This is a genomic window from Tabrizicola sp. BL-A-41-H6 (genome assembly GCF_050632395.1).
Lineage (GTDB): Bacteria > Pseudomonadota > Alphaproteobacteria > Rhodobacterales > Rhodobacteraceae > JAUYQR01.
Genome location: NZ_CP192600.1, coordinates 3,777,732 through 3,796,855, shown reverse-complemented (window position 1 = coordinate 3,796,855; position 19,124 = coordinate 3,777,732). Strand labels below are relative to the sequence as shown.

Here is a 19,124-nt window from a genome sequence, read left to right as displayed (position 1 = left end):
ACCCCCGCCGACCGTTTAAGTCACGGCTTCGTTACCCCGCAGCCTGTTGATATGGCTTGCCATTTTCCCGCCTGATTTTCCAAAATTTACAATGACGACCGAATTAAGGTCAACAAATTTACAAAATAATCGAGCAATAAAAAGCACTTAACAAAAAATTGACGAAGTGTTACCTTGCCCGCAGGAGAGCAGATCCGCGCCATTCCGACGCGGGTCACGGCGCAGGTCTTTGGCCAGACCTTTCGCCGCAGGGGAGGAAGCAAGATGAACGACCAGTCTGCCTTGAAGTCGATCTATTCGGCGTCGCCCGAATTCATCGCGAACGCGCACGTCAACGCCCGGCAGTATGAGGAGCGCTATGCCGCCTCCATCGCTGATCCGCAGGCGTTCTGGGCAGCCGAGGCGCTGCGCATCGACTGGACGCGCCCGTTCACCAAGGTGAAGGACACCTCGTTCGCGCCCGGCAACATCTCGATCAAGTGGTTCGAGGACGGGATGCTGAACGTCAGCGCCAATTGCATCGACCGCCACATGCTGACCCGCGCCGACCAGACCGCGATCATCTGGGAACCCGATGATCCGAAGGAACCGGCGCAGCACATCACCTATGCGCAGCTTCTGGAACAGACCTGCCGGTTGGCGAACGTGCTGAAGGCGCATGGCGTGAAAAAGGGCGACAGGGTCGTTCTGTACATGCCGATGATCCCGGAAGCGGCCTATGCGATGCTGGCCTGCACCCGTCTGGGCGCGATCCATTCCATCGTGTTCGGCGGGTTTTCCCCCGATGCGCTGGCCAACCGGATCAACGACTGCGAGGCCAAGCTGGTTATCACCGCCGACTGGGCACCGCGCGGCGGCAAGAAGACCGGTCTGAAAGACAACACCGACAAGGCGATGCTGCACGTCAGCGACCGGGTGAAGGTGCTGGTGGTCAAGCGCACCGGCGACCAGACCTCGTGGACCGAAGGCCGTGATTTCGACCTTACGGCAGAGATGGCGGCGGCGAAGCCCTACTGCCCCTATGTCGAGGTCGGCGCGGAAGACCCGATGTTCATCCTGTACACCTCGGGCTCCACCGGCAAGCCGAAGGGCGTTGTGCATACCACTGGCGGCTACATCGTCTACGCCGCGATGACGCATCAGCTGACCTTCGATTACCATGACGGCGACGTTTTCTGGTGCACGGCGGATGTGGGCTGGGTGACGGGGCACAGCTACATCGTCTATGGCCCGCTTGCCAATGGCGCAACCACGGTGATGTTCGAGGGCGTGCCGACCTACCCCGACGCGGGCCGCTTCTGGGAGGTTTGCGCCAAGCACAAGGTCAACCAGTTCTACACCGCCCCGACCGCGATCCGCAGCCTGATGGGCCTTGGGCCGGAGTGGGTGGAAAAGCACGACCTGTCCAGCCTGAAGCTCTTGGGTTCGGTGGGCGAGCCGATCAACCCGGAGGCGTGGTCGTGGTACAACACCCATGTCGGCAAGGGGAAATGCCCGATCGTCGACACCTTCTGGCAGACCGAAACCGGCGGCCATATCGTGACGCCGCTGCCGGGCGCGATCCCGCAGAAGCCGGGGTCGGCGACCAAGCCCTTCTTCGGCGTCAAGCTGGAGGTTCTGGATCCCGCCACCGCCAAGGTGCAGGCCGAAACGGAAACCGATGGCGTCCTGTGCATCTCGGACAGCTGGCCGGGTCAGATGCGGACACTCTGGGGCGACCACCAGCGATTCGAGGAGGCGTATTTCAGCCAGTACAAGGGCTACTACTTCACCGGCGACGGCTGCCGCCGCGACAAGGACGGCTACTACTGGATCACCGGCCGCGTCGATGACGTGATCAACGTCTCGGGCCACCGGATGGGCACGGCCGAGGTGGAATCCGCGCTGGTGGCGCATGAGGCGGTGGCAGAGGCCGCCGTGGTTGGCTATCCGCACGACATCAAGGGTCAGGGCATCTACGCCTACGTCACGCTGATGAAAGGTGTGGAGCCGACCGAGACGCTGCGAAAGCAACTGGAAGCCTGGGTCCGGACCGAGATCGGCCCGATCGCCAAGCCCGACCTGATCCAGTGGGCTCCCGGCCTGCCAAAGACCCGGTCCGGCAAGATCATGCGCCGCATCCTGCGCAAGATTGCCGAGAACGACTTTGGTGCGCTGGGCGATACCTCGACCCTTGCAGATCCTTCGGTGGTTGACGACCTGATTGCAAACCGGATGAACAAGGGCTGATGCCGGTGGCACCCGTTCTCATCCTTCTGGGGCCGCCGGGGGCTGGCAAGGGTACGCAGGCCCGGATGCTGGAAGAAGACTTCGGTCTGATCCAGCTTTCGACCGGTGACCTTCTGCGCGCCGCCGTTGCCGCCGGCACCGAGGCAGGCCGCAAGGCCAAGGCGGTGATGGAGGCGGGGCAACTGGTGTCGGACGACATCGTGCTGGCGATCCTGAAGGACCGGATGGCCGAACCGGACGTGGCCAAGGGCATCATCCTTGACGGCTTTCCGCGCACCAGGGCGCAGGCGGCGGCGCTGGATGCGCTGCTGGCCGAGGCGGGCCGCAAGGTGACCGCCGCCGTCAGCCTTGAGGTTGACGATGCGGCGATGGTCGCGCGCGTGGCGGGCCGCTTCACCTGCGCCACCTGCGGCGAAGGCTACCACGACCAGTTCAAGCAGCCTGCTCATGCGGGCACCTGCGACAAGTGCGGCGGTACCGAATTCAAGCGCCGCGCCGATGACAACGCCGAAACGGTGAGCGAACGGCTGAAGGCGTATCACGCCCAGACCGCGCCCCTGATCGCGCATTACGAAACCAAGGGCGTGCTGCACCGGGTTGACGCGATGGGTTCCATCGCAGGGATCCGTGCGGCACTGGCCGAGGTTCTGGGCCGGGTGACGGCCTGACGACATGCCCGCATCCGGCGCAGCTCGCGTCGGGCACGGGCACCAGAAACGGGGGGCGAAACCGCACGTCGGGGGAAGCCTGAGGAGGCCGGTCTGCACCGATTGCAGAGCGGAAGTCGACTGCGGAAGGGAACCGTCCGGCCAAAGACCGGACCTCAAGGAGGAAGCCAAATGGCAGTAGCTGACATGAACGTGCGGGACAGATCCCGCCCGATGACCGGAGAGGAAAAGAAGGTTATCCTTGCTTCCTCGGCCGGGACGATCTTCGAATGGTACGATTTCTACCTGTACGGCTCGTTGGCCGCGATCATCGGTGCCCAGTTCTTCACGCCGTTCCCCGAGGCCACGCGGAACGTCTTCGCGCTTCTGGCCTTCGCCGCCGGCTTCATCGTGCGCCCGTTCGGCGCGCTGGTGTTCGGCTCGCTTGGTGACCTGATCGGCCGGAAGTACACCTTCCTGATGACGATCCTGATCATGGGCTTCTCGACCTTCCTCGTCGGTCTTCTGCCCAACTACTACTCCTGGGGCGTCGCGGCACCGATCATCCTGATCGCGCTGCGCATGTTGCAGGGCCTTGCTCTTGGCGGCGAATACGGCGGTGCTGCGGTCTATGTGGCCGAACACGCGCCTGCAAACCAGCGCGGTTACTTCACCGCCTTCATCCAGACCACGGCAACGCTTGGCCTTTTGCTGTCGCTGATCGTGATCCTGTCGGTGCAGGGCTACATCAACGGCGCCTACCCAGACCAGCCGGTGCTTGACGCGGCCGGTGCGGCGATGATGAACGCCGACGGCACACCGCAGATGATGAAGGCGTTCAACGCTTGGGGCTGGCGGATTCCGTTCCTCGGCTCGATCTTCCTGCTGTTGATCTCGCTCTATATCCGCCTGCAGATGAACGAATCACCCGCCTTCAAGAAGATGAAGGAAGAGGGCGCAGGCTCGAAAGCTCCGCTGCGCGAAGCCTTCGGCACCTGGAAGAACGGCAAGATCGCCCTGATCGCGCTGTTCGGCCTTGTCGCTGGGCAGGCAGTGGTCTGGTACTCCGGCCAGTTCTACGCCCTGTTCTTCATGCAGAACGTGATCAAGGTCGATAGCTTCTCGGCCAACGTGTTCGTAGCATGGTCGCTGATCCTCGGCACCGGTGGCTTCCTGTTCTTCGGCGCGCTCTCGGACCGTATCGGCCGCAAGCCGATCATCCTTGCGGGCTGCCTTCTGGCGGCTGCCACCTACCAGATCGTGTTCCCGCTGCTGACGAAAACCGCGAACCCGATGCTCTATGCCGCCCACCAGACCCCGGTTGTGGTGACGGCGGACCCGGCTGACTGCTCGTTCCAGTTCAACCCGGTCGGTACGGCAAAGTTCACCAACTCCTGCGACATCACGAAGGCGCTGCTGTCGCGCGCTTCGGTGAACTACGAAACCGTCGACGCGCCGGCTGGCTCCATCGCCACCGTCAAGGTCGGCGATACGGAAATCCCGTCCTATGTTGGCGCGGCCAACGCCGCAGCGGTCGCTGAACTGACCGCAGCGCTGGAAACCGCCAAGGCCGGTACGGATCAGGCTGCCATCGACGCCGCGCAAGCAGCACTCGACGCTGAAAAGGGCAAGCCTGCCGCCTTCACCAAGGCCGTGAACGATGCGGTTGCGGCAGCGGGTTATCCGCTGGTTGCCAAGGACAACACGACCGTTGCCGTGGCTGCCAACTTCATCGACATCTTCACCGCGCAGAAACTGACGATCGTTGCCATCCTGACCTACCTCATCATCCTGGTGACGATGGTTTACGGCCCGATCGCAGCGATGCTGGTCGAAATGTTCCCGACCCGGATCCGCTATTCCGGCCTGTCGCTGCCCTACCACATCGGCAACGGCTGGTTCGGGGGCCTGATGCCCGCAACCGCCTTCGCCATCTCGGCGCAGACCGGTTCGGTCTACGGCGGCCTGTGGTATCCGATCATCATCGCCCTGATGACCGTGGTCATCGGCATGATCTTCGTGCCGGGCGGAACCCACAAGAAGGACATCTTTGCCGACGACTCGGCGCGGTAACTGCCCTGACGGACGGGCCGGGAACCTTCGGGCTCCCGGCCCTCTTTCTACTGGGGCGATACTATGGTTCGTGCCTTGCCAAGCCCGCATCCGACAAGGGCTTTGTCAGCCACGAATGGGCTGGCCAACGACAACCGCCGGAAGACCGCAATGACGCCTCGGGTCAGCGCCGCAACCGCGACACCAGCGACCACCCAAGCAGCACGATGCCGAGGATGATCAGGTTGGAAAGGATGCCCGCAGCGATCGCAGTGACCAGTCCGGCCTCGCCGCGCGGCATGGTCGACGGCAGGATCACCGCCACGAACACCACGCCAGCCGCCAGCGGGATCAGCCGGCCGGTCGCCTCCTGTGTGCGGAGCATGGTGTACACAAGGCCGATGATCAGCCCGATGCGGAACGGATCCAGCAGTTGCGATTGCACAAGATCGATGACGGGCTGGATCACGGGACGCACTCCTTTGCCCTCTTCATCCCCGATTGCACTGCGCTGCACAAGCGCCACGAAAGGGCGGGGGGCGGCATGACCCGCGCCACCGATGGCGCCGAAATCCAGATGCTGCCGCAGGCCGAGTTTCGCCGCCTGATCGCCAGCTACCCGGCGTTCGAACGCTTTTTCCACCGTGGCCGCCAGCACGAAAACCGCGAGGCGGATATCTCCACCCGCAAGGTCGGCAACCTGAATGCCCGCGCGCCGATTGCCGTGCCCCCCTCGACCACCATCCGCCAAGGCGCCGAGATCATGCGGGATGCCCATATCTCATGCCTTGCGATCGTGGACGGGGAGCGGCTGTTTGGCATCGTCACCGCGCGCGATTTCACCAACAAGGCGCTGAACCGGATGCTGGAACACCAGATCGGCCATATGCCGGTGGTCGATGACGGCAAGCTGGTCGGGATGATCACCCAGACCGACCTGACACGGTTGCAGGACGTATCCTCGGCACTTCTGGTGCGCAACGCGGCGACGGCGCAGACCGTGCCCGAACTGGCGGAAAACACCGCCCGCATCCCGCGCCTTTTGGTGCAACTGTTGGGTGGTGGCACCGCGCACGAGGTGGTGACCCGGCTGATCACCGACATTACCGATACCGTCACCCGCCGCCTCCTTGCCATGGCCGAGGCGGAACTGGGCCCGGCCCCGGTGCCTTACCTGTGGCTGGCCTGCGGTAGCCAGGGGCGGCAGGAACAGACCGGCATCAGCGATCAGGACAACTGCCTGATGGTGGACGACGCCGCCACCGCCGACGATATGGCCTATTTCGCCAAACTGGCGAGGATCGTCAGCGACGGGCTCAATGCCTGCGGCTATGTCTATCGCCCCGGCGACATGATGGCCACGATCCCGCAATGGTGCCAGCCGGTGCGCGTCTGGCGCGAATATTTCCGCAAATGGGTGGCAACGCCCGATCCGATGGCGCAGATGCTGGCCAGCGTGATGTTCGACCTGCGCCCGATCGGTGGCACGGCCAGCCTTTACACCGAGCTTCAGGCCGAGGTGCTGCAAAACGCCACCAAGAACTCGATCTTCGTGGCGCACATGATCTCCAACAGCCTCAAGCACACACCGCCGCTTGGCCTTTTGCGCGGCTTTGCCACCATCCGCTCGGACGAGCACAAGAACCACATCGACCTCAAGATGAACGGCGCGGTCCCGGTTGTGGATCTGGGCCGCATCTACGCCCTGATCGGCGCTTTCAATGTGGTCAACACCCGACAGCGGCTTGAGGCGGCAGCCGAGGCGGGTGTAGTCAGCCCCGGCGGGGCGCGTGATCTGATCGAAGCCTATGATCTGATCGCCGAAACCCGGCTTGAACATCAGATCCGACGGGTCAAGGCTGGCGAGCGGCCGGACAATTTCATCGCCCCGTCCGAACTATCCGATTTTGAACGCAGCCACTTGCGCGACGCTTTCGTTGTGGTGCGCACCATGCAATCCGCAGTGGGATCGACCCGCGGCGCCAGAAGCTAGGGCCTGACGCAACGATGGCCATTGACCTGATCGCCGCCCTTTTCGTCGCCGCCATAACCGGCGTGCCGGTCTGGCTTCTGCGCCGCTGGGTGCCTGCAATTCCAAGCTGGGTAGCCCCCGCTTCCGCCGGGCTTGCGCTGATCGGCTACACGGTCTGGAGCGAGTATGACTGGTATCCCCGGATGACCGGCCAGCTTCCCCCCGAGATCGAGCTTGTCGCCACCCTTGAACAGGCTTCGCCCTTCCGGCCCCGGACCTATCTTGCAAAGACCACGACCAGCTTTGTGGCGCTTGATCATCGCAAGACCCTCAGCCACCCGCAGAAGGCCGATCTTCACATCGTCACGCTTTACAGCTTTGCCCGCGCCGGTGGGATGACAGAGGCCGCGATGGCGGTCGATTGCGCCGGGGGGCGGCAGGCGTTGATGATCACCGACTCGAAGATCACCGAAGCGGGAGATTTGACCGGAGCCGAATGGCAACCCGCCAGTGCCAATGACCGTTTGCAAGCCGCATGCAGGAAGGGGTGACGCATGGACCGAAAGCCGCGAATCCTTGTGGTTGAAGACGAGGACAACATTGCCGTCGCGCTGGACTATCTGATGACGCGCGAAGGCTATGACCATGACCGCGTGGCATCCGGTGCCGACGCGATGACCCGCATCCGGGCGACGCATCCCGATCTGGTGCTGCTGGACGTGATGTTGCCAGAGGTTTCGGGCTACGAGATCTGCGAGGGGATCAGGATGGACCCGGCCCTTTCCGATGTGAAGGTGCTGATGATGACGGCGCGCGGATCGGCCATCGAACGGCGCAAGGGGATGGCGCTCGGGGCGGATGGGTTCATCTTGAAACCGTTCGAACTCAAGGATCTTCGGGCCGAGGTCCGCCGCCTGTTGTCGCCGGGAACCTGAGCGGTGCTGTCCCGGCTGTCACTTCGGCTGCGGATCCTGTTGATCTTTGCAGGCCTTGCTGCGGCGGTGATCGGTGCGCAGGCGGTCGGGTTGTGGGTTGGCTATTCCCGGCTGGACGATCCGGGGGCGGCGCAGGGTTTCGTGCAGGCCGGTATCCTTGCCGGGTTTGCGGCGCTGGGGCCGGTGGCGGGCGTCGGGTATCTTTTTGATCTGAACGTCGCCAAGCCGATCGAAACGCTTGCCGGCAGTCTGCGCGCCCGCGCCCATGCAGACGTCTCGGCCGAAATGGACGCCGCCATCGCCCAATACCTTGGCGATCTTGCGCCCGCCGCAGTCGCCGCCGCGCGCAGCCTGACCGAAACCCGCAGCGCGCTGGCCGAAGCCGTCGCGCGCGAGACGCTGAGGCTGGGGTCGGAGAAGGCGCGGCTTGAAGCCCTGTTGTCCGATGTGCCGGCTGGGGTGATCCTACGTTCGACTGATCATGCGCTCGTGTTCTACAACTCTCCCGCCGCCGATGTGATCGGGGCCGGACGTGGCGCAGGACTTGAGTCGGGGCTGAACCGCAAGCTTTTTGATTACATCCATGCGGCGCCGTTGCGCCATGCTTACGACCGGCTGAAGGCCACTGCCGACCCTGACGCGGTGACCGACCTCTAGTGCACCACCGTTTTCGGCTCGCGTGTAATTGCCGCCCGGATGCGGCTCGCCGGCGAGGGGGACGCGGGCTTTGTGCTGACGCTGCGCGACATCACCGGCGACATGGCCGCCGAGACCCAGCGAGAGGCGATGCTGGCCGAAACACTGGACAGCCTGCGCCGGCCGACAGCAACATTGGCAACACTGATCGAGGTGCTGCCCGAAGGGGCGCTGCACGCCCCCATGCAAGGCGCCCCGAAGGCCGAGGTCAGCCGCCTGTCACAGGCCGTGACCCGCTTTGGCGCCGCGCGCGACGAAGGGCAGGGCGAGGCCTCGTCGCTACCGCAAGCGCGCGCCTCCGACCTTGCCGAAGGGCTGGTCGCACGGCTGGCGGCCGAGGGCCTGACGGTGACCGCAAAGGCCGACGACCTTTTGCTGCGCTGCAATGGATTCGAGCTGATCGGCTTTCTGTCGCTCATGGCGCGCAAAGTAGCGGGGACCGGCCTTGCCGATGACATGCGCCTGACCATGGAGGAAGAGGACACCGACGCCGCCATCCGCTTGTCGTGGCGTGGAGGTCGGGTGGGCGTGGGCAAGCTGGAGGCTTGGCTGGCCGAACCGCTGGATGGCGACGTGCCCGTCCGCTTTGCCCGCAGCGTGCTGGCAGCGCATGCGACCGAAATCTGGCCGGAGGTGCCGGTCGACGGACGCCAGGCCCTGTGCCCCTCGATCCGTCAGGCCCGCCGCGCGGTGTCACGCCCGAAACCGGTTTCGCGCAATGTGGTCTATGATTTCGACCTTCTGTCGCCTGCGCGCACCGACAGACTGGCCGAGGCGCGGCTGGACCGGCTGACATATGTGGTGTTCGAGCCAGGAGCCCTAGCTTGGCCTCAGCTTCGACATGCCGGTGCTGGACACCGTGCTGTTGTCCGCCGTTGTCTATGGCCAGCACGAAGTCCACAGCCTTGACGCGCTGACCCATCGGCGTGGCATCACCATCCCCGAGGAATCTCGCCATACCGCGATTGGCGACACTCTTGCCACGGCTGAGGCCTTTCTGAAGTTGGTGCCGATGCTGTCTGGCCGGGGCCATGCGACCTTCGGATCGGTGCTGGCCGAGGTGCGCAAGCACGGTCGCCTCTTGAAAGACCTGAACTGACCAGCGCGAGGAAGCTTGCAGACCGCCGGGCGTCAGCCCGCGAACGGGTCAGCCGGATAGCTCACCCCGACCAGATACAGGCCCTGTGGCGGTGCGACCGGGCCGCAGGCCGCCCGGTCGCGCGCCTCCAGCGCCTCTGTCACATCATCGGGCGCCCATGCACCGCTGCCCACCCGCTCCAGCGTGCCGACGATCGACCGCACCTGATTGTGCAGGAAACTGCGCGCCGCCAACTCGAACCGGTATTCCACGCCGCCCGGATAGGGCTGCTCCGACACCTCGATCCGGTCCAGCGTCTTGACCGGGCTTTTCGACTGGCACAGCGTCGAGCGGAAGGTGGTGAAATCATGGTGCCCGACCAGCCGCGCGGCTCCGTCGCGCAGGGCCGCAAGGTCCAGCCGGTGCAACACCTGCCACGCCAGCCCCCGGTCATGCGTCAAGGGCGCGCGACGCGCCACCAGCCGGAACAGGTAGCGCCGCCCGGTCGCGGAAAACCGCGCGTGAAAGTCGCTCTCCACCCGCGCGCAGGCGATCACCGCCACCGGGTGCGGGCGCAGATGCGCGTTCAACGCGGCGGCCAGCCGAAACGGGTCCCACTCCCGCGTCAGGTCGACATGCGCGACCTGCGCGGTGGCATGAACCCCGGCGTCGGTGCGGCCCGCGGCGGCGATGGTGTGCGGCCCCGGTTCCAGCCGTGCCAGCGCCGCCTCGACCGCGCCCTGCACCGACACAAGACCCCCGGCCTGCCGCTGCCAGCCCGCAAACGGGCCGCCGTGATACTCGATCTGAAGCGCATAGCGGGGCATCCGCCCTCCCTACAGGGGTTTGCCCGGCTTGTGAATTGCACGCCGCACCGCCTCGCCGGCCGCACCCCCTACCAATCGCCGCCCGCCCGGCCTATCTTGTTACCGACAGCGAAGGGAACGGCAGTTGGCGCTTTTCGGGCTTGCGGACGGGATCTCCCGTGGGATCGAAGGGGCAGGGGCGTCGCTCTCGGAAGCCTTCCTTGACGGCAGCCTGCGCCTTGGCGTCACCGGCCTGTCGCGGGCGGGCAAGACCGTGTTCATCACCGCGCTGGTGGCCAACCTCTTGCAGCGTGGGCGGATGCCGCAGCTGAAGGCCCATGCCGAGGGTCGGATCGAGGCGGTCTATCTGCAACCGCAGCCCGACGTGACCCTGCCGCGCTTCGACTACGAAGGCCACATGGCCGCGCTTACCGGCGACGTGCCGCGCTGGCCTGCCTCGACCCGCGCGATATCTGAACTGCGCCTGTCGTTCCGCATCCGCCCGTCGGGCCTGTTCGCGGGCTGGCGGTCACCGCGCACGCTTCACCTCGATATCGTGGATTACCCCGGCGAATGGCTGCTGGACCTTGGCCTGCTGGACCAAAGCTATGACGCGTGGTCCGAAGCGACGCTCACCCGCCTTGCCAAGCGCCCCGAGGCGGCGGATTTCGTCGCCCGCGCGCGGGCCGAGGATGGCGCGCTAAGGCTGGACGAAGACTGCATCCGCGCGCTGTCGGACGCCTTCACCGCCTACCTTGCCGCCGCGCGCGATCTGGGCCGCGTTGACGTGACGCCGGGCCGGTTCCTGCTGCCCGGCGATCTGGCCGGCTCGCCCGTCCTGACCTTCGCGCCCATGCCGAAACCTGCGATGACCCCGCGCGCCAGCCTCTGGCGCGAGATGGAGCGGCGGTTCGAGGCTTACAAGGCACGCGTCGTGAGCCCGTTCTTCCGCGACCATTTCGCCAAGATCGACCGGCAGATCGTGCTGATGGATGTGCTTGGTGCCATACACCAGGGCCCGCGCGCCGTCGAAGACCTGCGCCGCACGATGGCCGAGGTGCTGGGCAGTTTCCGCCCCGGCCGCAACACCTGGCTTACCGGTCTTTTCGGCGGCAAGCGGGTGGAGCGGATCCTGTTCGCCGCAACCAAGGCCGACCATCTGCACCACGAACAGCACCCCGCGCTGACCGCGATCACCGCGGCCCTTCTGGCCGAGGCGAAGTCGCGCGCGGATTTCTCGGGCGCACGGACCGAGGCGCTGTCACTGGCCTCCCTTCGCGCCACGGTCGAGGAAACTGTCACCCGCGACGGCGAGGTGCTGCCTGCGGTAAAGGGCATCCTGTCAGCGACCGGCAAACCGGCGGTGATGTATCCCGGGGCGCTGCCGTCCGACCCCGCCCGCCTCCTTGCCCCTGCCCGGGGCGGCGCCGAGGGCTGGCTTGATGCCGATTACCAGTTGATGACCTTTGCCCCCGCCCGCCTGACGCTGAAACCCGGCGAAGGCCCGCCGCACATCCGCCTTGACCGGGCGATCGACTTTCTCATCGGAGACCGGCTGTGACCCGCCCGCCAAAGCCTTTCGTGCAGGAAATCGACGACGCCATCGACCCCGGCGCCGCACCGCCCGTGCCGGACGTGCTGCCGGAAGGAGAGGCGATGCAGGCCTTGGCCGCGCTATCGCAGCGCAAGGGTTCGGGCGTGATGCGGTTTGCGGTTTGGGCGTTTGGCGCGCTGTTCTCCTTTGTGCTAAGTGTGGCGGCATGGGATTTCGTGACAAATCTTCTGGCGCGCAACGTGGTGCTGGGCTGGACCGCCTTCGTGCTGGTCGCGGTCGCGGTGCTGGCAGCTCTGATCCTTGCGGGGCGCGAATGGGCGGCCTTTGCCCGAATGGCCCGGATCGACGGCTTCCGCGACCGGGCCATCACCGCCCGCTCCACCGCTGATCTGGCAGAAGCGCGGCGCGTCGTGGTGGCCCTGACCCGGCTTTACGCCGCCCGCCCAGACACTGCCTGGGGCCGCGCGCGGCTGGCCGAACGCGAGGCGGAAGTGCTGGACGCCGACGCGCTGCTGGCGCTGGCAGAACGTGAGTTGCTGACGCCGCTGGATGCCGAGGCCCGCGTGGCGGTAGAGGCGGCGGCGCGGCAGGTGGCGACCGTGACCGCGCTGGTGCCTTTGGCGCTGGCCGATGTCGCCGCCGCGCTCTTCTCCAACCTGCGGATGATCCGCCAGATCGCCCAGATCTACGGCGGTCGGTCGGGCAATTTCGGCAGCATGCGCCTGTTGCGCCGGGTGTTTTCGTCGCTGGTCGCCACCGGCGCGGTGGCCTTGACCGACGATCTGATCAGTTCGGTCGCGGGCGGGGGCGTGCTGTCCAAAGTCTCGCGCCGCTTTGGCGAGGGCGTCGTCAATGGCGCGCTGACCGCCCGCGTTGGCGTCGCCGCCATCGACATCTGCCGCCCCTTGCCCTTCGTGGCGCTGGAACGACCGGCGGTATCGTCGCTGGTCAGCCGGGCGCTGGCGGGCCTCGTGTCACGCGGCTAACGAAACTTGTCCAACAGCTTCTGCATCGGGCTGCGATCATCAACCGCCACCGGTTTCGGCGTTTCCTTCGGCATCGACACCGGCGCTTCGGGCCTTGAGGTTGACGACCGTGGCGGCGCGGTGCGTAGGGCGACAGCGTTCATGAACTTCTGCCCGTCGCCCGCCGCCAGCGCAGGCGCGCCTTCGGAAATGCCGCGCAGCAGGTCTTCCAGCCACTCCTGATCCGCCTTGGCGAAATCATGCAGGACATAGGCCGCCACCGCATCCTTGTGGCCGGGATGGCCGATGCCAAGCCGCACCCGCGCATAGCCGTCGCCCAGGTGGCCGTGGATCGACCGCAAGCCATTGTGCCCGGCATGACCGCCGCCTTCCTTCAGGCGCAACTTGCCGGGGGCAAGGTCCAACTCGTCATGAAATACCGTCACATCGGACAAGGGCAGCTTCCAGAACGCCAGCGCCGCCTGCACCGACTGACCCGACAGATTCATGAAGGTTTCGGGTTTCAACAGCGCCACCTTCTCGTCCCCGAGCCTGCCTTCACTGACCAGCCCCTGAAACGCCTTGCGCCACGGGCTGAACCCGTGGTCCGCCGCGATCCGGTCCAGCGCCATGAAACCGATGTTGTGCCGGTTGGCGGCATATTTCGCGCCCGGATTGCCCAGACCGACAAAGAGCTTCATCGCCACCTCCTGCCGGTAAGCCCGGCACTGCCGGGATATAGCGGCTTAAGCCAGCCCGCTCAACCAACCGCCCGAAAATGCAACGGGGGGCCATTGGCCCCCCGCGCGGATCGCTCATGCCAGCCGCTGTTACGCGGTGGCTTCTTCCTCTTCCGCCGCAGCAAGGCCCGCAGGGGCCGCCACGTTGGCGATGACGAAGTTGCGGTTGATCGTCGGACGGGTGCCATCGGGCAGCACGACGTCGTTGATGTGGATCACGTCGCCGATCACCTTGCCGGTCAGGTCCACGGTGATGTGGTCCGGGATGTCGCCAGCGGTGACTTCCAGTTCCACTTCCGGGCGCACCACGGTCAGCGTACCGCCACGCTTCAGGCCGGGGCTTGCTTCGTGGTTGATGAACGTGACGTGGATGAACAGCTCGATCCGGCTGTCATCGCTGATGCGCAGGAAATCGACGTGGGTCGGAAGGTCCTTGACCACATCGCGCTGCACGCCGCGGCAGATCACGTGGACGTCCGGCTGACCTTCGACCTTGAGGTTGAAGAGGGTCTGCAGGAAACGCCCCTGACGCAGGCGCTTCAGCAAGTAGTTGTATTTCAGGTTGACGGGTGCGGGCTCTTTGCCGCCGCCGTAAACGATCCCGGGTACGTAGCCCTCACGACGAGCTTGACGAGCGGCCCCCTTGCCTGTCCCCGTCCGTACCTGGGCCTCAAGATCTGGGATCTCGCGTGCCATAGGTTCTTCTCCATATATAAATCCGCCGCCCTCCAAGGGTGTGCGACGCGACCGTGGGCCTATAGCGTCGAATCGCAGCGATGGAAAGCACCAATCCGCGCGGCATCAACGTTGGCGTCGCCCGGGTGCGGATTTCGCGACCGCTCTGCTGGCCTCTGGCGGCGCGAGGCGCTAGGTCAGGCGGCATGACACACGCCGATCCAATGCGCCCGATTGCCACCCTGACCGTTGCGCGCCCCGCCCTTGCCGCTTTCCTGACAATGGGCCTGCTGTGGGGCACCTTCGCCGCGATCCTGCCCGACCTCAAGACCATGCTTGGCGTCGATGAGACGCGGCTTGGCCTCCTGGTCTTTGCTACGCCGGTGGCGGCGATGGCCGCGATGCTGGCCGCCCCGATGATCGGTGCCAGCCTTGGGCGCGCGGCATTGCCGGTTGCCGTCGGGCTGATGGCGGCGGCCTTTGCATTGCCGGGGCAGGCGGCGGTGTGGCTGTTTCCCGTGGCGATGGCCGCCTGTGGCGCGGCCACCGGCCTGACCGACGTGCTGATGAACGCCCGCGTCGCGGCGATGGAAACCCGGCGCGGCACGCCCTTGATGAACCTTGCCCACGCCGCCTATTCCTTTGGGTACGCGGGGGCGGCCTTCTCGGTTGGCGGCTTGCGCGCGGCGGGTTGGGGGCCAGAGGCGGTGATGGCGCTGATGGCCGGGGTGGGGCTGTTGGGCGCGCTGGCCGCAATCGAGCGCGATGGCCGGATCGACGGTCTGGCCCGGCCGAAAGACCGGGTGGCGGCGCGGCTTGGGATGGTGCCGGTGATCGGCGGCGGGATCGTCCTCATCGCCTTCATGACCGAAAACGCCGCCGAATACTGGTCGGCTCTGCACATCGAACAGACCCTCGGCGGCAGCCCGGCGGAAGGGTCGGGTGGCCCAGCGGTGCTGGCGCTGACGATGGGGCTGGCGCGGCTGGTGGGGCAGGGCATCGCTTCGCGGATCAATCCGTTTCATCTGCTGAAAGGGGGCGCGCTGATCGCAGCGGTTGGCGCCCTGATCGCCTCGCAGGCGATGACCCCGGCGATGGCTTATGCCGGGTTCATCGTCATGGGCATCGGCGCCTCGGTCATCGCCCCCACCGCGTTTTCGCTGGTCGGGCAATATGCCCCCGACGCAGCCCGGGCGCGGGCCGTCGCGCGCGCCACGCTTCTGGGCTACTTCGGCTATTTCGTCGGCCCGCCGCTTCTGGGGCTGATCGCGGGCAGCTTCGGCCTCAGGATGGCTTTTGTCTTTGCCGCCTGTCTGTTGGCGCTGATCTTCGTCCTTGCGCCCTTGCTGGCGCGTCAGCGCACCTGAACCTCGATCAGCCCAGGACCGTGGCCCGAACGCAAGGCCGCCGCCAGCGCCTCAGGGTCTTCGCCCACCCGCATGTAGGGCAGGTCACAGGCCGCCGCGAAGGGTTCCAGCTTCAAGGGTGACGGCGTGCAGCCGATGATCGGGGTCTGCGCCCCGCGCATCGCCTCGGCAATCTCGCGGTAGCCGGCGTTGTTCCAGACGATGAAGGTGACGGGCAGGTTTTCATCCACCGCCACGCGCAATTCCGCGGCTGAGAATTGTAACCCGCCATCCCCGATCAGGCACACCACCGGCACACCGGGGGCGGCCACCGCAGCACCGATCGCAGCACCGGGGCCATAGCCAAGCGCGCCATATCCCGTCGCCGCGTTGAACCAGCCACCGGGGCGGTCGTGATCGTAGTAAAGGTTCGCCGCATAGACCGGCTGCGTGCTGTCACCAACGATCAGCGCGCCGGGCAGCGCTGCCCGGATCGCCTCGACCATCGCCAACTGCCCCGGCATCGGCTCATAAAGCCCCGGCAGTTCCGCCCGCGCCGCTTGCCGCGCCGCTTCTGCACGCGCGGCACCGTCGCCCGTCTTTTGCCGGACCAAGGCCAGCAGCCCCGCCATCGCCGCCCCCGCATCGGCGTGGATCGCAACCGCCGCCGGATGCCGCGCCAACTGGTCGGCGCAGACATCCACCCGGACCATCCCCGACAGGTCCGGCACGCCGCCCACCGCATACATGTCGTAATCGGTCGGCCCCAGTTCCGTCCCCAAGGCCAGCACCTGATCCGCCGCAGCGATCAGCCCGCGCACCGCCGCAAGGCTTGGCGAGGCGGGCACCACCAAAGGATGCCCGTGCATCGCGCCGCGCGCATTCACCGTCTGCACCACCGGCGCATCCAAGGCCTCGGCCAGTGCCTGCAACGCCGCCTCGTGCCGCCGCGTGCCACCGCCCGCAAGGATCACCACCCGCTCCGCCCGGTTCAATCGATCCGCCGCCTGCGCCAGCGCCGCCTGCTCTGGCCCCGGCCTCACCACCGCCACCGGCTCAGGCAAAGCCTCGCAGGGCAATCCCATAACATCGGTCGGTATCTCGATATGCACCGGCCCCGGCCGCCCTGTCGCAAGCGCCGCAAAGGCCCGGTCCAGCGCGCCCGCCAGCCCTGCGGCGTCCATCACCGTCTCGGTCGGACACAGAGCACGCACCATTGCCGCCTGATCCGGCAGTTCGTGCAGATGGCCAAAGCCGCGCCCCAGCGACGCGCGCTTGTTGACGCCCGAAATCACCAGCATCGGCACCGAATCCGCCCGTGCCTGCGCCATCGCGGTCAGCGCGTTGGTCAGCCCCGGCCCGGTGATCACCAACGCCACACCCGGCTTGCCCGTGACGCGCGCATAGCCGTCGGCCATGAAGGCCGCGCCCTGTTCGTGGCGCGGCGTGACATGCCGCACCAGTCCTGTCGCCAGCCCCCGGTACAGTTCGATCGTGTGAACGCCCGGTATCCCGAACACCACCTCGACACCCCGCGCCGCCAGCCCCTCAATCAGCCGCTCTCCAACGGTCGTCATGCTGCCCGGCCCATGACCGAGGCCGCATGCGCCGCAATCCGCCGCGCCGCCTCGGCCGTCACTTCGTCGGGTTGCGTCAAGGTCAACCGCAGCCAGCCTGCCAACCCCGCGCCAAAGCTTTCGCCCGGCATGACCGCCACCCGCTGCGCGTCGAGCAGCCCCTCGGCAAAGGCTTCGCCCGAAAGCCCCGTTGCCCGAACATCGACCAGCGCGAACATCCCCGCCTCCGGCCGGTGCACGCGCAGGCCCGCCACACCGTCCAACCTGTCCGCGATCAGCGCGGCGCGGCGCGAGAACCGCTCCACCATCCCCGCAGCCACTGGCGACGGCTCCGACACCGCTTTCATCGTCATGTCGGCGATGAACGGCTGGCTGCCGAACAGCATGGTTTCCGACAGCGGCAGCAGCCGCGCGCAGAACTCTTCCGGCCCGATGCACCAGCCGGACCGGAAGCCCGGTGCCGCGTGCGATTTGGAGATCGAGCAGGTGACGATCACCCGGTCTGCCAGTTCCGGCAGATCCAGCGGCGAGGCGAAGGTGTTCCCGGGGAACACCATGTCCTCATACACCTCGTCCGACAGGATCCACAGGTCATGCTTGCGGGCCAGCTCGCCCAACGCCACCAGATCCTCGCGCCGCAACAAGGCACCCGTCGGGTTGTGTGGTGTATTCAGGAACAACACCCGGCTGGCCGGCGTCATCCGCGCCGCGACATCCGCAACCTGCATGCGAAACCCATGTTCGGGCCGCAACGGCACCGGCACCATCCGCGCGCCGGTCTGGGCGATGATCCCCTCATAAGTCGCATACAAGGGATCACCGATCAGCACCTCGTCGCCCGCTTCGGCAATCGCGCGCATCACGGCGTAAAGCGTGGTCTGGGTGCCGGGCAGGCACATCACCTGCTTCGGCGTGATCGTCCGCCCGCGCCGGGCCGAATAGCGCGCTGCCAGGGCCTTGACCAACCCCGGCTCGCCGCGCCCGTTGGAATAGCCGGTGCGGCCCGCCAGCATGGCGCGGTGCGCCTCGGCGATGAAACTGTCGGGCGTCGCCACGTCAGGCTCGCCGATCGTCAGTTCGATGATCTCCACCCCGCTGGCCTTGAGTGCGCGCGCGCGGGCGTGCAAGGCCCACTTCGCCCCGCCAAGCCCGGCAAGGCGTTCGGTGACCGATGCGTATTTCATGTCAGTTTCTTTCCCGTATCCGAAACCATTGCCGAATGTGCCAGAAGGTCCACCCCAAGGATCGCGCCCACCGACCGCAGCCCGATCGTGATGATCTCTCCGGGCGCGAACGACCCGGTCAAAAGCGAGCCTTCGACCCAAAGCCCGTCGATCAGCGCGTTGCAGGCAATCGCCTCGGCGCGCAGTTGCGCGGCACTTGCCTCGCGCGGCAGGGCGGCGATCAGCGCCTCCAGCGCGTCGCGGTAGCGCAGATAGCCCGCCTCGTGCACCTGCAACAAGTCGGGGTCGTTGCGCACCTGATGCATGTAACCGGCCCAAAGCCCGACCGCCGCGCTGTCCAGCACCGGCGGCCGCAACCCCGCCGCGACAAAGGCCGCCAGCCGTTCCTCGGGCATCGCGCCAACGCCTTCCAGCGCGTCTGCGCCTTCGTCGGTCATCCCATCCATCAAGGCGATGTAGGCCGCGCGGGTCAGGTCATCCTTGGTGCGGAAGTAATGCCGGATCAGCCCCGGCGTCACCCCAGCCCGCGCCGCGATGGCGCGCACCGTCGCTGCCTGCGGCCCGCCTTCGGCAACCAGCGCCTGCGTCGCCGCGATCAGCGACGACTTGCGCGAATGTTCGCTTTCACGGCGGTACTGGCGGCGGGGCTGGTCCATCATCGACCTGA

The 19,124-nt window shown here is 66.4% G+C and carries 16 protein-coding genes and 1 pseudogene; 10 read left to right on the top strand and 7 right to left on the bottom strand.

All coding sequences use genetic code 11. From position 1 onward, the window contains the following. Positions 1-264: 264 nt before the first annotated feature. From acs to ACROUL_RS18675, 3 genes are all read left to right on the top strand, one after another. The gene (gene acs, locus ACROUL_RS18685; RefSeq protein WP_431300935.1) at positions 265-2,229 is read left to right on the top strand and encodes an acetate--CoA ligase; all 1,965 of its coding nucleotides are present in this window, start codon (positions 265-267) and stop codon (positions 2,227-2,229) included. Beyond that, positions 2,229-2,897, top strand: a complete 669-nt coding sequence (locus ACROUL_RS18680) for an adenylate kinase (protein WP_431300934.1) — start codon at positions 2,229-2,231, stop codon at positions 2,895-2,897. Before acs ends, ACROUL_RS18680 begins: the two co-directional genes overlap by 1 nt. 171 nt (positions 2,898-3,068) lie before the next feature. Then, on the top strand, positions 3,069-4,949 hold the full coding sequence (locus ACROUL_RS18675; protein ID WP_431300933.1) for an MFS transporter: 1,881 nt from the start codon (positions 3,069-3,071) through the stop codon (positions 4,947-4,949). Positions 4,950-5,112: 163 nt separating this feature from the next. Here ACROUL_RS18675 and ACROUL_RS18670 read toward each other — a convergent pair whose 3' ends face one another. Continuing rightward, positions 5,113-5,397: a hypothetical protein gene (locus ACROUL_RS18670; protein WP_431300932.1), complete on the bottom strand. Its 285-nt coding sequence runs from the start codon at positions 5,395-5,397 to the stop codon at positions 5,113-5,115. A 24-nt stretch (positions 5,398-5,421) separates the two neighbouring features. Here ACROUL_RS18670 and ACROUL_RS18665 point away from each other — a divergent pair, with 24 nt between their 5' ends. The 4 genes and pseudogenes from ACROUL_RS18665 to ACROUL_RS18650 all read left to right on the top strand — a co-directional run bounded on the left by ACROUL_RS18665 (position 5,422) and on the right by ACROUL_RS18650 (position 9,630). Further along, a complete protein-coding gene (locus ACROUL_RS18665) occupies positions 5,422-6,921 on the top strand; it encodes a putative nucleotidyltransferase substrate binding domain-containing protein (protein ID WP_431301341.1) in 1,500 nt (499 codons plus the stop codon). A gap of 14 nt (positions 6,922-6,935) precedes the next feature. Continuing rightward, complete coding sequence (locus tag ACROUL_RS18660; RefSeq protein ID WP_431300931.1) at positions 6,936-7,451, top strand: hypothetical protein; 516 nt, start codon at positions 6,936-6,938, stop codon at positions 7,449-7,451. Between the two features lie 3 nt (positions 7,452-7,454). After that, the gene (locus ACROUL_RS18655; RefSeq protein ID WP_431300930.1) at positions 7,455-7,835 is read left to right on the top strand and encodes a response regulator transcription factor; all 381 of its coding nucleotides are present in this window, start codon (positions 7,455-7,457) and stop codon (positions 7,833-7,835) included. A gap of 3 nt (positions 7,836-7,838) precedes the next feature. Beyond that, positions 7,839-9,630: pseudogene (locus ACROUL_RS18650) on the top strand (DNA polymerase III subunit epsilon). A gap of 32 nt (positions 9,631-9,662) precedes the next feature. Here ACROUL_RS18650 and truA read toward each other — a convergent pair. After that, a complete protein-coding gene (gene truA, locus ACROUL_RS18645; protein WP_431300929.1) occupies positions 9,663-10,436 on the bottom strand; it encodes a tRNA pseudouridine(38-40) synthase TruA in 774 nt (257 codons plus the stop codon). Between the two features lie 124 nt (positions 10,437-10,560). Here truA and ACROUL_RS18640 point away from each other — a divergent pair, with 124 nt between their 5' ends. Together ACROUL_RS18640 and ACROUL_RS18635 are read left to right on the top strand one after the other, a co-directional pair. Then, complete coding sequence (locus ACROUL_RS18640; protein ID WP_431300928.1) at positions 10,561-11,976, top strand: YcjX family protein; 1,416 nt, start codon at positions 10,561-10,563, stop codon at positions 11,974-11,976. Further along, positions 11,973-12,956 carry a YcjF family protein gene (locus tag ACROUL_RS18635; RefSeq protein WP_431300927.1) on the top strand — a complete coding sequence of 328 codons (984 nt, stop codon included), beginning with the start codon at positions 11,973-11,975 and terminating at the stop codon, positions 12,954-12,956. Before ACROUL_RS18640 ends, ACROUL_RS18635 begins: the two co-directional genes overlap by 4 nt. Here ACROUL_RS18635 and pth read toward each other — a convergent pair. Both pth and ACROUL_RS18625 read right to left on the bottom strand, forming a co-directional pair. Then, complete coding sequence (pth, locus tag ACROUL_RS18630; RefSeq protein ID WP_431300926.1) at positions 12,953-13,636, bottom strand: aminoacyl-tRNA hydrolase; 684 nt, start codon at positions 13,634-13,636, stop codon at positions 12,953-12,955. The two genes, ACROUL_RS18635 and pth, sit on opposite strands and share 4 nt — an antisense overlap. A 129-nt stretch (positions 13,637-13,765) precedes the next feature. Beyond that, positions 13,766-14,371, bottom strand: coding sequence for a 50S ribosomal protein L25/general stress protein Ctc (locus ACROUL_RS18625; RefSeq protein WP_431300925.1), 606 nt, complete (start codon positions 14,369-14,371; stop codon positions 13,766-13,768). Positions 14,372-14,556: 185 nt separating this feature from the next. Between ACROUL_RS18625 and ACROUL_RS18620 the strand changes: the two genes are divergently transcribed. Then, a complete protein-coding gene (locus tag ACROUL_RS18620; RefSeq protein ID WP_431300924.1) occupies positions 14,557-15,717 on the top strand; it encodes an MFS transporter in 1,161 nt (386 codons plus the stop codon). On the opposite strand, the gene ACROUL_RS18615 is transcribed toward ACROUL_RS18620, so the two are convergent. The 3 genes from ACROUL_RS18615 to ACROUL_RS18605 are packed head-to-tail and all read right to left on the bottom strand — an operon-like array spanning position 15,705 to position 19,116. Next, positions 15,705-17,273 (bottom strand): 5-guanidino-2-oxopentanoate decarboxylase, encoded by a 1,569-nt coding sequence (locus ACROUL_RS18615; protein ID WP_431300923.1) that lies wholly within the window; start codon positions 17,271-17,273, stop codon positions 15,705-15,707. The genes ACROUL_RS18620 and ACROUL_RS18615 overlap by 13 nt on opposite strands. Further along, a complete protein-coding gene (locus ACROUL_RS18610) occupies positions 17,270-18,457 on the bottom strand; it encodes a pyridoxal phosphate-dependent aminotransferase (RefSeq protein ID WP_431300922.1) in 1,188 nt (395 codons plus the stop codon). The genes ACROUL_RS18615 and ACROUL_RS18610 overlap by 4 nt, the downstream gene beginning before the upstream one ends. After that, positions 18,454-19,116: a TetR/AcrR family transcriptional regulator gene (locus tag ACROUL_RS18605; protein WP_431300921.1), complete on the bottom strand. Its 663-nt coding sequence runs from the start codon at positions 19,114-19,116 to the stop codon at positions 18,454-18,456. The genes ACROUL_RS18610 and ACROUL_RS18605 overlap by 4 nt, the downstream gene beginning before the upstream one ends. Positions 19,117-19,124: the final 8 nt, after the last annotated feature.